Below are 13,697 nucleotides of genomic sequence, written 5' to 3'. Positions count from 1 at the left end.
CAGCACCCAGAACGAAAAAACCCCGCCGTTTCGGGCGGGGTTTTCTTGGGTTTCAGACTTGATCAGTGCGCGTGGCCCTTATCCCAGTCTTCCTGCTTGGGCAACTGCTCGAACGTGTGTTCGGGCGGCGGCGAGGGCAGGGTCCATTCCAGAGTATCCGCGTATTCGTTCCAGTAGTTGTTCTGGGTGATCTTAGCGCCACGGAACAGCGCATAGAACACGATGCCGAAGAACAGCAGGAACGAAGCGAAGGACACGAACGCGCCAATCGACGAGACAAAGTTCCACTGGGCGAATGCCTCAGGGTAGTCGATATAGCGGCGTGGCATGCCCTGACGGCCCAGGAAGTGCTGCGGGAAGAAGGTCAGGTTGGCGCCGATGAAGAACAGCCAGAAGTGAACCTTGCCCCAGAACTCGGAATACTGACGGCCCGTCATCTTGCCGAAGTAGAAGTACACCCCGGCAAAGATCGCGAACACCGCACCCAGGCTCATCACATAGTGGAAGTGCGCCACAACGTAGTAGGTGTCGTGGTAGGCACGGTCCACACCGGCCTGCGACAGCACAACGCCAGTCACACCGCCAACGGTGAACAGGAACAAGAAGCCGAATGCGAACAGCATTGGCGTCTTGAACTCGATAGAACCACCCCACATGGTTGCGATCCACGAGAAGACCTTAACGCCCGTCGGAACCGCGATGACCATCGTGGCCAGCATGAAGTAGGCCTGCTGACGCAGCGACATACCAACGGTGTACATGTGGTGCGCCCAGACGACAAATCCCAGCACACCGATTGCGATGATCGCCCAGACCATCGGCAGGTAGCCAAAGATCGGCTTGCGCGCGAAGGTCGCGATCACGTGGCTGATGATGCCGAAACCGGGCAGGATCACGATGTACACTTCCGGGTGGCCGAAGAACCACAGAATGTGCTGATACAGGATCGGATCGCCGCCACCGGCCGGATCAAAGAAGGTGAAGCCAAAGTTGCGGTCCATCAGCAGCATGGTGATCGCGCCCGCCAGAACCGGCAGCGACAGAAGAATCAGCCACGAGGTGACGAAGATCGACCAGCTGAACAGCGGCACCTTGAACAGGGTCATGCCCGGCGCACGCATATTCAGGAAGGTGGTGATCATGTTGATCGCGCCGAGGATCGAGGAGGCGCCCGATACGTGTACGGCAAAGATCGCAAGGTCCATGGACATGCCACCTTCGGTCGTCGACAGCGGCGGGTAGAGAACCCAACCCACGCCCGACCCAAGCTGGTCGTTACCACCGGGGCTGAGCAGCGAGGCGACGCCCAGCGAGGTGCCTGCAACATAAAGCCACAAGGACAAGTTGTTCATCCGCGGGAACGCCATATCTGGCGCGCCGATCTGCAACGGCATGAAATAGTTGCCAAATCCACCGAACAGGGCAGGGATGACAACGAAGAACATCATCAGAACACCGTGATAGGTGATCATAACGTTCCACAGGTGCCCATTGGGCGTACACGGATCGGCCATAAAGCCTTCGAGGCACATGTACTGAACACCGGGGTGCATCAGTTCGAGCCGCATATAAACGGTCATCGCGACCGAGATAAACCCGGCAATGGCCGAGAAGATCAGGTAAAGAATCCCGATGTCCTTGTGGTTGGTCGACATGAACCAGCGGGTAAAGAACCCACGCTGGTCTTCATGATCGTGACCATGAATGGCTGCGTCTGCCATTTAGGTGCCTCCTGTTGCAACTGCACCGCGCAGCCAGACCTCTCCGGCGCGCGGGATTCCTGCTGGTTTTAGAATGCGAGGGGGCGACCTTCAATGGTCGAGTTTGATATGGATCAAGAATAATTGTCGCGGGCAGACTCAGCTGCGCGCGGTTTTTGAGATCGAACGCAGCTTATCTGGTCGTTATGGTCGCAATTTCAAGAGCGTTACTGCGGCCGATTTCGCGGCTTGACCCTAACCGGGCCCGCCCGCACAAACAAAGCACAGCGCCAACTCGCCGGAGACCTGACATGACCGCTTACGACCCCGACAATATCTTTGCCAAGATCCTGCGCGGCGAAATCCCCGCAACACGCGTTTATGAAGACGACGAGACGCTGGCTTTCATGGACATCATGCCGCGTGCGGACGGGCATCTGCTGGTGATCCCGAAAACACCCTGCCGGAATGTGCTGGACGCCGCGCCCGAGCAACTGGCGGCGGTGATCGCAACGGTGCAGAAACTGGCGCGCGCGGCCAAATCGGCGTTTGACGCCGAGGGCGTGACGATCCAGCAATTCAATGAGGCCGCAGGCGGGCAGGAGGTCTTTCACCTGCACTTCCACGTTCTGCCCCGGCACGAGGGTGTCCCGCTGCGCGCGCCCGGTCAGATGGGCGATTTCGATCTGATCGCACAGCACGCCGAGAAAATTCGCGCCTCATTGGGGTGACGTCGCTGCGCCCTGCTGGGCGGATGCGCCGAGGGGTTGTTGACGCTGCTCGAAGCTGATCGACCGCGCCTCGCGTAATTTCAAAGGTCTGTCGGACACAAAATGTGTTTGGCGCTGGAAACTGCGTGTGCTCAAGCAGCTTCGATCGACCTTCGTAGCGGCGATGTCGTAGGTTGACGTGCGGTTGCGATGAAACTCTGCGTCAGTTCCAAGAGAATTGCCGTTCCGATATGGGGTCGGAACGGCAGACTCGTAACCAAACACTAGTCGGTTTTCGCAGGCAAGCCCTTGATCACCGGTTAACACACCACTCACTCTTGAACGGCGATTACATACTATGTGGTTCAATGTGGTTTGTATTGGGCAGGCGTAAAGAATCCCTGAATTTTAAGCGTTTTTAGGTTAACGCAGCGGCAACTTCGGTGCGATTGGAAACAGAGCCCCCGCGATCAGCGGATTGTCGTCGCCAAAAAGGCGCTTGAGCGATTCGCGAGCCTTCAGCGCTGGGTTGAGTCAGCAAAGACCTGTTCAAATGTCCGGTGCAGGGCTACGTCCACATCCGACAGCGATACCGGCAGTCCGAGATCGACCAGAGACGTCACGCCATGTTCCTGAATCCCACAAGGAACGATGCCTGAGAAATGGCTGAGATCCGGTTCGACATTGATCGAAATACCATGAAAGCTGACCCATTTCCGCAGGCGGATGCCAATCGCGGCGATTTTGTCCTCGGCCGGGCTGCCAGCGGCGGTCAGGGGTTTGTCGTCGCGTTGAACCCAGACCCCGACGCGGCCATCGCGGATTTCGCCTTTGACGTTGAATTCGTCCAACGCCGCGATCACCCATGTTTCAAGTTGTTTGACAAAGCGCCGCACATCATGTCCGCGCTTGCCCACATCCAGCATGACATAGACGACTCGTTGGCCAGGCCCGTGATAGGTATATTGCCCCCCGCGCTTGCTTTCATAGACAGGAAACCGATCCGGGTCGGTCAAATCCTCGATCCGCGCCGAAGTCCCCGCCGTATAAAGCGGAGGATGCTCAAGCAGCCAGATGCATTCTTCGGCCTCGCCGGCTGCAATCGCTGCAACCCGCGTCTCCATAAAGGCGACGGCCTCATTGTAGTCGGTCAGCCCGTCTGTCGTCTTCCATTCCATGACACGTCCTTAGACGGATTCAGGTGCGGGGGAAAGGGATCAGGCGGCTTCGGTCAGGCACCGTTGCAGCACCTGCGCATAGGTATCGGTTCCTTGCGCGCCCGTCAGCAGGTATTTGCCGCCAAACACCATCGACGGCACGCCCGAGATCCCCCGGCTGGTCCAGAACTGCTGTTTCTGACGCACCTGCTCCACACGCTCACCCGACGCCAGGATCTGGCGTGCGATCTGCGGATCCAAGCCAGCATCCTCGGCTGTGCGGATCAGCACCTCGACGTCCGATACGTCCCGTTGTTGGGTAAAATAAGCCTCGAACAATGCCAGTTTGAAGGGATGTTGCCGCCCCTGCGTCTCGGCCCAGTCCAACAACTGATGCGCCGCAAAGGTGTTATAGATTCGGCTGCTGTCGTCGAAGTTGAACGTGAACCCAAGCTCGCGCCCCAAGGCCGTGAGCCGGTCACGAGCCTGCTGACTTTGTTCTGTGGTCGAGCCGTATTTTTCCGCGATATGTTCGCGCAGGTTCTGGCCATCCGGCCCCATGGCAGGGTTCAATTCAAATGGATGCCACCTGAGCTGCGCCAGAACGCCCTGCTGCTGCAACGCAATATCCAACTGGCGAAACCCCACGATACACCAGGGGCAGACCACATCGGATACGATATCGATTTGAACAATCGGGCGGGAGTCGGGTGATGACATGAGAGCTCCGCATTGGGATATTTCAGGGCTTTGCGCGCAAGATATGACTGAGCCGCGCGAATTCAATCGACCGACATAATTTGCCTCTTCACATCCCCATGATCAACGTCTATACGCGCCTCTACCAAGTCATTGGCAGTGCGGTCGTGGCGGAATTGGTAGACGCGCAGCGTTGAGGTCGCTGTGGGGTAACTCCCGTGGAAGTTCGAGTCTTCTCGACCGCACCATTTCATCAAATACATCGGTGTATCGGGCGCTTGTTGCGGGTGGTACTGCGCTGCCGTCGGACCAAAGCTTAGCGCGTCAGTTCCCGCATGCCCTGTTCCAGGCCGGCTAGGGTCATCGGCACCATGCGGTTCTCGAAGATCTCCTGGATCATGCCGATGGAATGGGTGTACTCCCAGTACTTCTCGGGCACGGGGTTGATCCACAGGTTCGAGGTCCATTGTTCCCGTGCGCGGTGCAGCCAGACCTGACCTGCCTCCTGGTTCCAATGTTCGCTGGCACCGCCGGGATAGGCGATCTCGTAGGGGCTCATCGAGGCGTCGCCGACGAAGATGCATTTGTAGTCCGAGCCGTAGGTGCGCAACACCTCGTGGGTCGGCGTCTGCTGATCCCAGCGGCGAAGGTTGTCGCGCCAGACGCCTTCGTACAGGCAGTTGTGGAAATAGTAGTATTCCAGATGCTTGAATTCAGTTCGGGCGGCCGAGAACAGTTCCTCAACCACTTTGATATGCGGATCCATTGACCCGCCTACATCCAGAAACAACAGCACTTTGACCGCGTTATGACGCTCGGGACGGGTTTTGACGTCCAGATATCCGTGTTCTGCAGTTGCGCGGATCGTGCCGTCCAGATCCAGTTCATCCGCAGCACCTTCGCGCGCCCAACGGCGCAGTCGTTTCAACGCAACCTTAATGTTGCGTGTGCCGAGTTCGACCGTATCGTCAAGATTGCGAAACTCGCGCTTGTCCCAGACCTTTACAGCGCGCTGGTTGCGGCTTTCTTTCTGGCCGATCCGCACGCCTTCGGGATTGTATCCATAGGCCCCGAACGGAGAGGTTCCGGCCGTCCCGATCCACTTGTTGCCGCCCTGATGGCGCCCTTGTTGTTCCTTGAGCCGCTCGCGGAGCGTCTCCATCAGCTTGTCGAAGCCGCCGAGTGCTTCGATCTCGGCCTTTTCTTCGTCGGACAGGTGCTTTTCGGCCATTTTGGCCAGCCAGTCTGACGGGATATCGACGGCCTCGAGCACCTGGTCGAAGCTGATGTCGTTCAGACCTTCGAAACTGGCGGCAAAGGCGCGGTCGAATTTGTCGATGTTGCGTTCGTCTTTCACCATCGACACGCGGGCGAGGTAGTAGAATGCCTCAACGTCGTAGGTGGCCAATCCCCGTTTCATACCCTCGAGAAAGGTCAGGTATTCGCGCAGCGAGACGGGAATGCCTGCTTTTCGAAGATTGTCGAAGAAGGGCAGGAACATCAGCCTATACCATGACCCGCACTAGGATCAGGGAGAGTATCAGTCCCAGCAAGGCAAATGCGATACCGTACCCGGCGGCGTATTGCGCCATGTCAGCCCGATTTCCGTTGCGCTTGCGGGCTTTCAACGCCCCTAGCACGGCACCCAGAACAGCCATTCCCCAAACCAGCAGCATTCGTTGTTATCCACCTGTATTGCGCGGTGGCCGCTGCGCGATTTCTTGAGTCACCGAGCGTACCACCAAATCCGAGCCGAACCCGTAGCGCGCCCACCCGATACTGTCCAGCCTGACGGCGCGTGCCTGATCGGCACGCCCGGCCTGGCGCAGCGCTTCGGACTTGAGCAGCATCAGCGTGGCCATCAGGGCAGCATTCTCGGCTCGGGTCATGACGTCGATGGCCTGGTTCAGTTCGGGCAAAACCTGTGCACCGCGCCCCTGGGCCAGTTCATAGGCCGCGGTTTGGGCCGTGATATGCGCTTGGTGAACTTCGGTTCCGGGTGTGGCACGGAGGTATTTCAGCGCGATCTCGTATTGCTGCCTTGCACCATCGGGGTCGTCGAACTGGCTCATCCGGCCCAAAAGATAGTGCGGATAAGCGCGGCGTTGATCTGTCCAGCCCTGTGACTGACCGATCCGCATAGCCTCTTGCGCGGACCGAACGCGGCGGGGTGACGGCGAGCCGGGGCCGAGCGCCCGCTGCATCGCGTTGATCCATTCTCGCGGCGTCTCGGTCCGTGGCTGCGTCTTTATGTACTCACCCCTCGGATTCAACCGTCGCAGAACGTTTGGCATGACGCGCGCGACCTGTTCTTGGGTCATTCCATTGCGCAGTTCCGGCGAATAGGCCGCGCGCAAGATCAGCATGTCGAAACCAGTCAGGATCGTGTGGAAATTGTCGTCGTTGAAGACCGAATCCGGCAAGTGGTATAGGTCGTTCAGCGGCCCCAGCGCCTGCGCCAGTTCCTCGTGCAGACAGTCGCGCATTTCTTGTGGGCTGACGTCATAAGGGATGAATATCCCGATACGGTCGCGCCTGCGCAGCTGCGTCCAATTGCTTTTGGCTTTGCGCCGGTCGCGGCGGTACTCTTCGAGGCTCGAGGAATTGGGCACGACGAAACAGGCCGCTTGTGGCAGGATACGTCGGATCTGCTTTTGGCTTACGGCCTCGATCGTGATGTTGGCCGGGCCTTCGGTTACCTGTTCGATGTCAATCCCGGCCTCGCGCCGAAGGCGCGACAGTAGTCGGGTCAGATCGGATTGCATCGAGGCGGGCGGCGTTCCGGTCAATCGCAGCGTTATCGGTTCTTCGAACCGCGTGAAAACCGGCAGTTCCGCACCGCTTTCCAGGGCAAAATGCAATGCGATGAAGTCTTCGGCGATATTGACGTTCGAACGTGACGGTGGCGCTGTCCGCGTCTGCTTGAAGCTTGGGATCGGTGGCAGGGCGGCTTCGACAAATACCGCGCGCGTCGACAGGTCGGCTGGGGCAATTGTGTTGCACCCGGCCAACGCCAGCACCGCTAATGTTGCCACCCAGCGCATCATGGGCGTTGATACCGGATAAACGGCGTCTGTTTGCCAATGCGGTCATACAGTTTGCGCGCGGTGTGGTTGAAGTCCTGCGTCAGCCAATAGACTGAAGGTGCGCCGCGCCGGTCGGCCTCATCATAGACGGCTTGAATGAGCGCCCGACCGACACCGGTTCCGCGCGCCTTGGGGCGTGCAAAGAGGTCTTGCAGGTAGCACACATTTTCCTGCTTCCATGCATGGCGGTGAAACAGGTAATGGGTCAAACCTACAAGGTGACCGTCGGATTCCGCGACGAAACAGGAAAAGTCCTGCGGATCATCTCCCAGCAGCCGCGCGAACGTCGTGTCATATACCTCGTCCGCGACAGCTGTTTCATAAAACGCCAGATAGTCGCACCACATCTCGGACCATTCGGGCCGATCCTCAGGACGCAGGGGACGGATGAGCGGTGCGTCGGGCAATGCGAAAATCCTCTTGGCTCGGAACTTCTTCCCCGACGGTGGCGGAGCATCTGTGGCAATGCTGGCATCCGGCCCTTGCCGTGGCAAGAGACGATCGCAGGATAATCGCCGAATGTGACGTGGTCACCGCTTGCTGCGCGCCATGAAAGCAAGGCGTTCGAACAAATGCACGTCCTGTTCATTCTTCAAGAGCGCCCCGTGCAGCTTGGGCAACGCATTGGCACCATCGCGTTTCAGGTCCTCGGATGTCAGATCTTCGGCCAGCAGCAGCTTGAGCCAGTCCAGCACTTCTGAGGTCGAGGGCTTTTTCTTGAGCCCCTGCGTCTCGCGGATTTCATAGAACTGAGTTAGCGCGGTGGTAAGCAACGCGTCTTTGATACCAGGATGGTGTACCTCGACGATCCGGCGCATCGTCGCCTCGTCCGGAAAGCGGATGTAATGAAAGAAACAGCGGCGCAGGAACGCGTCGGGCAGTTCCTTTTCGTTGTTCGAGGTGATGATCACGATCGGTCGGCGCTTTGCCCGGATCGTCGCGCCCGTCTCGTAGACATGGAACTCCATCTTGTCGAGTTCCTGAAGCAGGTCGTTGGGAAATTCGATATCTGCCTTGTCAATCTCGTCGATCAGCAGAACCACCTTTTCGTCCGCCTCGAATGCCTGCCACAGTTTTCCCTTGCGGATGTAGTTTGAGACGTCGTGGACACGCTCGTCACCCAACTGACTGTCCCGCAAGCGGCTGACCGCGTCGTATTCATAGAGACCCTGTTGCGCGCGGGTGGTGGATTTCACGTTCCACTCGATCATCGTCAGTCCCAGCGCGCCGGCCACCTGCTTGGCCAACTCAGTTTTGCCGGTGCCGGGCTCACCTTTGACCAGCAAAGGGCGTTCCAGCGTGACGGCGGCATTAACCGCGATGGTCAGATCATCCGTGGCGACATATTCTGCCGTGCCTTGAAATCGTGCGGTCATGGGCCTCATCCGGATCTTAGAAAAGCGTTGTTGACCGGAGTTACAGAGCGCTTGCGCGATTTACAAGCGGTCCGCCGCGTCCGCTGGTCAGGCGCCATCGGAAAACGGCGGCCGAATCCGGTTGATTCGAAAAATGTCCAACGCCCCCTTGGTTGCACGCGCCTTGAAATCGCCCTGACTGTTTCACAGAAAAACAGCGATTTGTTCTTATTAAGTCTCAGAATTGAACCAGCCTGTCTGGCGACGTAACGGCGCTACGTTTGTGTAGTGACATTCCTACGCCTGTCAGATAAATGCTGCGCAGAAGGGGGTGCCAAATGTCAGGTAACACTACCACGACCGACGTTTCTGGCCATACCGAGGGAGCCAAAATGAAGCAGGAAGTTTTTCTGCCGGAGGATTATCGTCCGGCCGAAGATGAACCTTTCATGAACGATCGACAGCTTGAGTATTTTCGCCGCAAGCTGCTGGATTGGAAGAATGAACTACTAGCAGGCAGCCGCGACACGATCGAAGGGTTGCAGGACAACACCCGTAACATTCCGGACGTTGCCGACCGCGCGAGCGAGGAAACCGACCGCGCACTGGAACTGCGGACCCGGGACCGCCAGCGCAAGCTGGTCGCCAAGATCGACTCGGCCCTGCGCCGGATTGACGAGGGCGAGTACGGATATTGCGAAATGACCGGCGATCCGATCTCGCTGAAACGTCTGGATGCGCGTCCGATCGCGACCATGACGCTGGAAGCGCAGGAACGGCACGAGCGCCGCGAAAAGGTTCACCGCGACGATTGATCGCCGAACCGTCGGAACAAATCGACGCCGGGGCCTGTGGCTCCGGCGTTTTTTTTAGGATACATCGAATTTATGCAATTAGCGGGCGTGAAATTTGCCCTGGTGGGCGCAGGGATCGGTGGTCTGGCGGCCGCGGTAGCGCTGCGGAAACGCGGCGCACAGGTTGTCGTGCTTGAACAGGCACCGGCAATCACCGAGGTCGGTGCTGGGCTTCAGATCAGCGAGAACGGCATGAAAGTCCTGCGCGCATTGGGCGTGGTTGGGGATGTTCCCAAGGCCGGGCTACGCTCGTACGGTACCGTCGTGCGTGACTATCGCAAGGGGCGCTTCGTTAGCCGCCTTCTACCACCTTCTGCGGGGGCGACCTGGTATTATCACAGGGCCGACCTTGTTGATCTTCTGTATGCGGCGGCGGTCGATGCGGGTGTCGACATACAATTGAACAGCTGTGTTCGGGACGTCGACGACGCCGCCGAACAGATTGATATCCGGCTTGAGGACGGTCGACTGCTGACAGCGGATTGCCTGATAGCAGCCGATGGTGGGCGCAGCGCAATCCGACCTCTACTGAACGGAGAGGAGATTCTGGGATTTACCAACCAGGTCGCCTGGCGCGCCACAATCCCATGGGATCGCCACCTAAAAGCGCCCAAAGCGCATCTGACGATGGGCCCCGGTCGCCATGTCGTGACTTATCCCCTCAGGGATCAACGCCTGATGAACATCGTCGCGATCGAAGAGCGTTCGGACTGGCAAGAGGAAGGCTGGCGTTTGCAGGGCGACCCGGACGAGTTGCGCGCGCGGTTCGCCGATTTCGGCGGCAAAGTGCGCGAAGTGCTTGCCGAGGTGCATCAGACTTACCTCTGGGCCCTTTTCTTGCGCCCGGTCGCACGCAAATGGCAAAATGGTCGCATCGCACTGCTTGGTGACGCGGCGCATCCAACCTTACCGTTTATGGCGCAGGGGGCTTGCCTCGCGCTGGAAGACGCCTGGGTTCTGGCGCGATCCTTTGACGCCGAAACACTGGCCGACAGCCTTGCGGCCTATGAACAGGCGCGATTTGCGCGCGCCCGGCGCGTGGTTGACGCAGCAGGGTCCAATGCCCGCAATTTCCATCTGCGGGGGCCGATGCGATTGGCCGCTCAGATGGTGCTTACAACAATGGGATCGCGGTTGGGGCGGCGTTACGACTGGATCTACGATTTCGACGTAACGGCCTGAAGTATCAGAGATCCAGATCGACCCAAACCGGTACGTGGTCCGATGGCTTTTCATGTCCGCGAATCTCGGCATCAATCTTGCAATCGCGCAACAGATCAGCGGCCTGCGGGGTCAGCAGGAAATGGTCGATACGGATGCCGTCGTTCCGGTTCCAAGCGCCAGCCTGGTAATCCCAGAACGAATAGTGTTCGGGACCTTGCGTGACAGCGCGAAACGCCTCGGTAAACCCCAAGTTCAGAATTTTGCGAAACGCAGCGCGGCTTTCTGGGCGGAACAGAGCGTCCTCACGCCAGGCGTCAGGACGCTTGGCATCTTCGGCCTGAGGGATGATGTTATAGTCGCCGGCCATCAGCGCGGGCACTTCCGAGCTTAGCAATGTGCGTGCGCGGTCATAAAGCCGTTCCATCCATGCCAGCTTGTATTCGTATTTGGGGCCGGGGGTCGGGTTGCCATTGGGTAGGTACAACCCGCAGATTCTGAGGGCCTGCTTGCCGATCACGGTCGCCTCGATCCAGCGCGCCTGTTCGTCTTCGTCGTCACCAGGTAGCCCGCGCGAAACATCCTCAAGCGGCAGTTTCGAGAGTATCGCAACACCGTTAAAGCTCTTCTGCCCGTGAGTTTCGACGTTGTAGCCGCGTTCTTCGAACAACTCCCGAGGGAAATTCTCGTCAATCGATTTGATTTCCTGCAGCAGAACCACATCCGGCTGCGCGTCATCCAGCCATCGGGGCAGCGCCTCGGCCCGCGCCTTGATGCCGTTGATATTGAACGTGGCGATTTTCATGCGCTGCCCTCCGAAAGCCTGTGGCAACCTATCGCCCAGAACTGGCCCAACGGCAAGTCGGATGCGGGGTGCCGAGGCGCTGCCTAGCACTCCGGGATAACTTGGCAAGATGAAGAAACAGGTCCTTAACCAATCTGACCGAACAAATATTTGCGGCATGGGCGGGGTGGATGAACACGCCAGCTGAGGCTATCTGGCGCGTTGAATGTCAGAGATGTTTGACTATTGCGTCATCACATTGCCTCAACTGAACCTCGGTCGAATTCACCTACTCTCAGCATCAATTTTCAGATGTTTTGGCAGTGCGCCATACTGCATCGCGGTAAGTCGGTTTTGAGCCACAAAGACGGCATTTCAGAGTTTTGCTGCTAAGAGTTGAACCTGAGGCTACCATGCAGGCTGAAACCCCGCCAAAAGGAGGGACAGCATGATTATGCGCATTTTTCAGGTATTGGTTCGAGAAGGTAAGGAAAAGGAATTCAGCGAGTTCTTTCACAACACCGCTATTCCGTTGATGAAGGGAACCGAGGGCATCGTCCAAGTCTTTCCAGGTGCACCTCGTGCAGATAGCCCGAGAGAGTTCAGTTTCGTGATGATCTGGAAAGACTTGTCGTCGCTTAAAGCCTTCGTGGGAGATGACTATCAATCGCCTCACATTGATGCGGCAGAAGCCGAACTAGTGGAGGCTAGAACGATCAAACACTACGATTTGGTTGAAGGTTGACGCCGGTTATTGGGAAGCACCAAAGGTCCGCTCCGAGCCCAAACCTACCGAAGAACCGCCGATTGATTATGACCGCTTTTATGAGGCATTATTTTATTGAAGGTCATTTCTGGGGCAGACCAATGGTTCACACTGAAGTATTCGAAACGCAGCTATCTGAACTCGTTGAATGGCGTCGCGACTTTCACGCACATCCGGAAATCACATTCGACGTGCATAGAACCGCCGGTTTGGTGGTTGAGCGCTTGCATGAGATGGGTGCCGACGAAGTTCATACAGGCATTGGAAAAACCGGCGTCGTCGCTGTCATCAAAGGCAAAAGCACATCAAGTGAAAAAGTGATCGGGCTTCGGGCGGATATGGACGCTCTACCCATGCAGGAGCAGACTAACCTTCCCTACGCGTCCAAAATCGAAGGCCGGATGCATGCCTGCGGACATGATGGGCACACAACGATGCTGCTGGGCGCTGCTCGCTATCTGATTGAGACCCGTAATTTCAACGGAACTGCGGTTCTGATTTTCCAACCAGCGGAAGAGGCGGAAGGCGGTGGCCTTGCTATGGTTCAGGATGGCCTGATGGACCGTTTTGGTATTCAAAGCGTTTTTGCGCTTCATACGTCTCCTGGTCTGCCCATCGGCCATTTCTCTACTCGCCCGGGTGGCATAATGGGGTCTGCGGACCTCTTTGAAGTGCAAATAACTGGAAAAGGCTGCCATGCAGCTTTTCCACACGAGGGTCACGACCCGGCCATTGCCGTTGCTCAGATCATCCAAGGTTTCCAGACAATTGTATCGCGTTCAATAAATGCGTCGGCGCAACATGTCGTTTCAATCACGCAAATCCACATGGGGACAGCAGATAACATCATTGCTGAGACAGCCGAGATCAGAGGGACCGTGCGCAGCCTATCCAGCAAAGCGCGTGCTTTGAGCAAACAAAGGATGTACGACATTTGCGCGGGTGTAGCGTCCATGACGGGTACAGAGATCCACCTCAATTACATTGACGATTTGCCGGTGACGGAAAACGACCCGAAACAAACCGACATTGCTATTGATGCAGCCTCCAAACTGGTGGGCTCCGAGTCAGTTGACGGCAACCGAACGCCAACCATGGGTGGAGAGGATTTTTCTTTCATGCTTGAACAACGTCCGGGCAATTTCATGTTTATCGGCAACGGAGATAGCGCGGCGTTGCACAACCCGGCCTTCGATTTCAATGATGACGCACTCGCCTATGGCTGCGCGTATTTTGCTACGATTGTTGAGCAACAGTTAGCGATCTGACCCGCACGGAAGTCCGATTGCCGGAGTCGACAATGGTGCCACCGCCGCGAATTGAAGCTTTGTCCGGATAGTGTTGAAGAAGTCGCCGTTTGGGCGCGTTCAGGATGCGGACTCAATAGGCTTCCGCCTTCCCTTCATCCCGTCAGTCTAGGTTGTG

The 13,697-nt window shown here is 57.6% G+C and carries 14 protein-coding genes and 1 tRNA gene; 6 read left to right on the top strand and 9 right to left on the bottom strand.

Translation table 11 applies throughout. The features are described from left to right. Window positions 1-62: 62 nt before the first annotated feature. Window positions 63-1,721, bottom strand: a complete 1,659-nt coding sequence (ctaD, locus tag ACR0LX_RS03910) for a cytochrome c oxidase subunit I (RefSeq protein WP_480570464.1) — start codon at window positions 1,719-1,721, stop codon at window positions 63-65. A gap of 290 nt (window positions 1,722-2,011) precedes the next feature. On the opposite strand from ctaD, the gene ACR0LX_RS03905 reads away from it, so the two are divergent. Then, window positions 2,012-2,431 carry an HIT family protein gene (locus tag ACR0LX_RS03905; protein WP_480782648.1) on the top strand — a complete coding sequence of 140 codons (420 nt, stop codon included), beginning with the start codon at window positions 2,012-2,014 and terminating at the stop codon, window positions 2,429-2,431. A gap of 497 nt (window positions 2,432-2,928) precedes the next feature. On the opposite strand, the gene lipB is transcribed toward ACR0LX_RS03905, so the two are convergent. Next, window positions 2,929-3,588 (bottom strand): lipoyl(octanoyl) transferase LipB, encoded by a 660-nt coding sequence (gene lipB / locus ACR0LX_RS03900; RefSeq protein ID WP_480782647.1) that lies wholly within the window; start codon window positions 3,586-3,588, stop codon window positions 2,929-2,931. Window positions 3,589-3,627: 39 nt separating this feature from the next. Further along, window positions 3,628-4,287: a DsbA family oxidoreductase gene (locus ACR0LX_RS03895; RefSeq protein ID WP_480782646.1), complete on the bottom strand. Its 660-nt coding sequence runs from the start codon at window positions 4,285-4,287 to the stop codon at window positions 3,628-3,630. A 140-nt stretch (window positions 4,288-4,427) separates the two neighbouring features. Here ACR0LX_RS03895 and ACR0LX_RS03890 point away from each other — a divergent pair. Further along, window positions 4,428-4,514, top strand: a tRNA-Leu gene (locus tag ACR0LX_RS03890). Window positions 4,515-4,582: 68 nt separating this feature from the next. On the opposite strand, the gene ACR0LX_RS03885 is transcribed toward ACR0LX_RS03890, so the two are convergent. The 5 genes from ACR0LX_RS03885 to ACR0LX_RS03865 form a co-directional block, all read right to left on the bottom strand. Next, window positions 4,583-5,767 carry a vWA domain-containing protein gene (locus ACR0LX_RS03885; protein ID WP_480782645.1) on the bottom strand — a complete coding sequence of 395 codons (1,185 nt, stop codon included), beginning with the start codon at window positions 5,765-5,767 and terminating at the stop codon, window positions 4,583-4,585. A gap of 4 nt (window positions 5,768-5,771) precedes the next feature. Beyond that, entirely contained in the window at window positions 5,772-5,942 is a 171-nt protein-coding gene (locus ACR0LX_RS03880; protein ID WP_480782644.1) for a hypothetical protein, read from the bottom strand. A gap of 6 nt (window positions 5,943-5,948) precedes the next feature. Next, window positions 5,949-7,310 (bottom strand): DUF2927 domain-containing protein, encoded by a 1,362-nt coding sequence (locus tag ACR0LX_RS03875; protein WP_480782897.1) that lies wholly within the window; start codon window positions 7,308-7,310, stop codon window positions 5,949-5,951. Beyond that, entirely contained in the window at window positions 7,310-7,759 is a 450-nt protein-coding gene (locus tag ACR0LX_RS03870) for an N-acetyltransferase family protein (RefSeq protein WP_480782643.1), read from the bottom strand. The genes ACR0LX_RS03875 and ACR0LX_RS03870 overlap by 1 nt, the downstream gene beginning before the upstream one ends. A 123-nt stretch (window positions 7,760-7,882) precedes the next feature. Beyond that, window positions 7,883-8,728, bottom strand: coding sequence for an AAA family ATPase (locus ACR0LX_RS03865; RefSeq protein WP_480782642.1), 846 nt, complete (start codon window positions 8,726-8,728; stop codon window positions 7,883-7,885). Between the two features lie 371 nt (window positions 8,729-9,099). On the opposite strand from ACR0LX_RS03865, the gene dksA reads away from it, so the two are divergent. Further along, window positions 9,100-9,522 carry an RNA polymerase-binding protein DksA gene (gene dksA, locus ACR0LX_RS03860; protein WP_039531267.1) on the top strand — a complete coding sequence of 141 codons (423 nt, stop codon included), beginning with the start codon at window positions 9,100-9,102 and terminating at the stop codon, window positions 9,520-9,522. Between the two features lie 72 nt (window positions 9,523-9,594). Then, on the top strand, window positions 9,595-10,743 hold the full coding sequence (locus tag ACR0LX_RS03855; RefSeq protein WP_480782641.1) for an FAD-dependent monooxygenase: 1,149 nt from the start codon (window positions 9,595-9,597) through the stop codon (window positions 10,741-10,743). Window positions 10,744-10,747: 4 nt separating this feature from the next. Here ACR0LX_RS03855 and xth read toward each other — a convergent pair whose 3' ends face one another. Further along, window positions 10,748-11,527 (bottom strand): exodeoxyribonuclease III, encoded by a 780-nt coding sequence (xth, locus tag ACR0LX_RS03850; protein WP_480782640.1) that lies wholly within the window; start codon window positions 11,525-11,527, stop codon window positions 10,748-10,750. Window positions 11,528-11,954: 427 nt separating this feature from the next. Between xth and ACR0LX_RS03845 the strand changes: the two genes are divergently transcribed. Both ACR0LX_RS03845 and ACR0LX_RS03840 read left to right on the top strand, forming a co-directional pair. Next, entirely contained in the window at window positions 11,955-12,251 is a 297-nt protein-coding gene (locus ACR0LX_RS03845) for a hypothetical protein (RefSeq protein ID WP_480782639.1), read from the top strand. A 122-nt stretch (window positions 12,252-12,373) separates the two neighbouring features. Continuing rightward, window positions 12,374-13,540, top strand: coding sequence for a M20 aminoacylase family protein (locus ACR0LX_RS03840; RefSeq protein WP_480782638.1), 1,167 nt, complete (start codon window positions 12,374-12,376; stop codon window positions 13,538-13,540). The last annotated feature ends 157 nt before the right edge of the window (window positions 13,541-13,697 follow it).

The sequence above is a fragment of the Ruegeria sp. CH11 genome (assembly GCF_056537105.1).
This window is presented reverse-complemented; position numbering and strand designations above follow the sequence as displayed.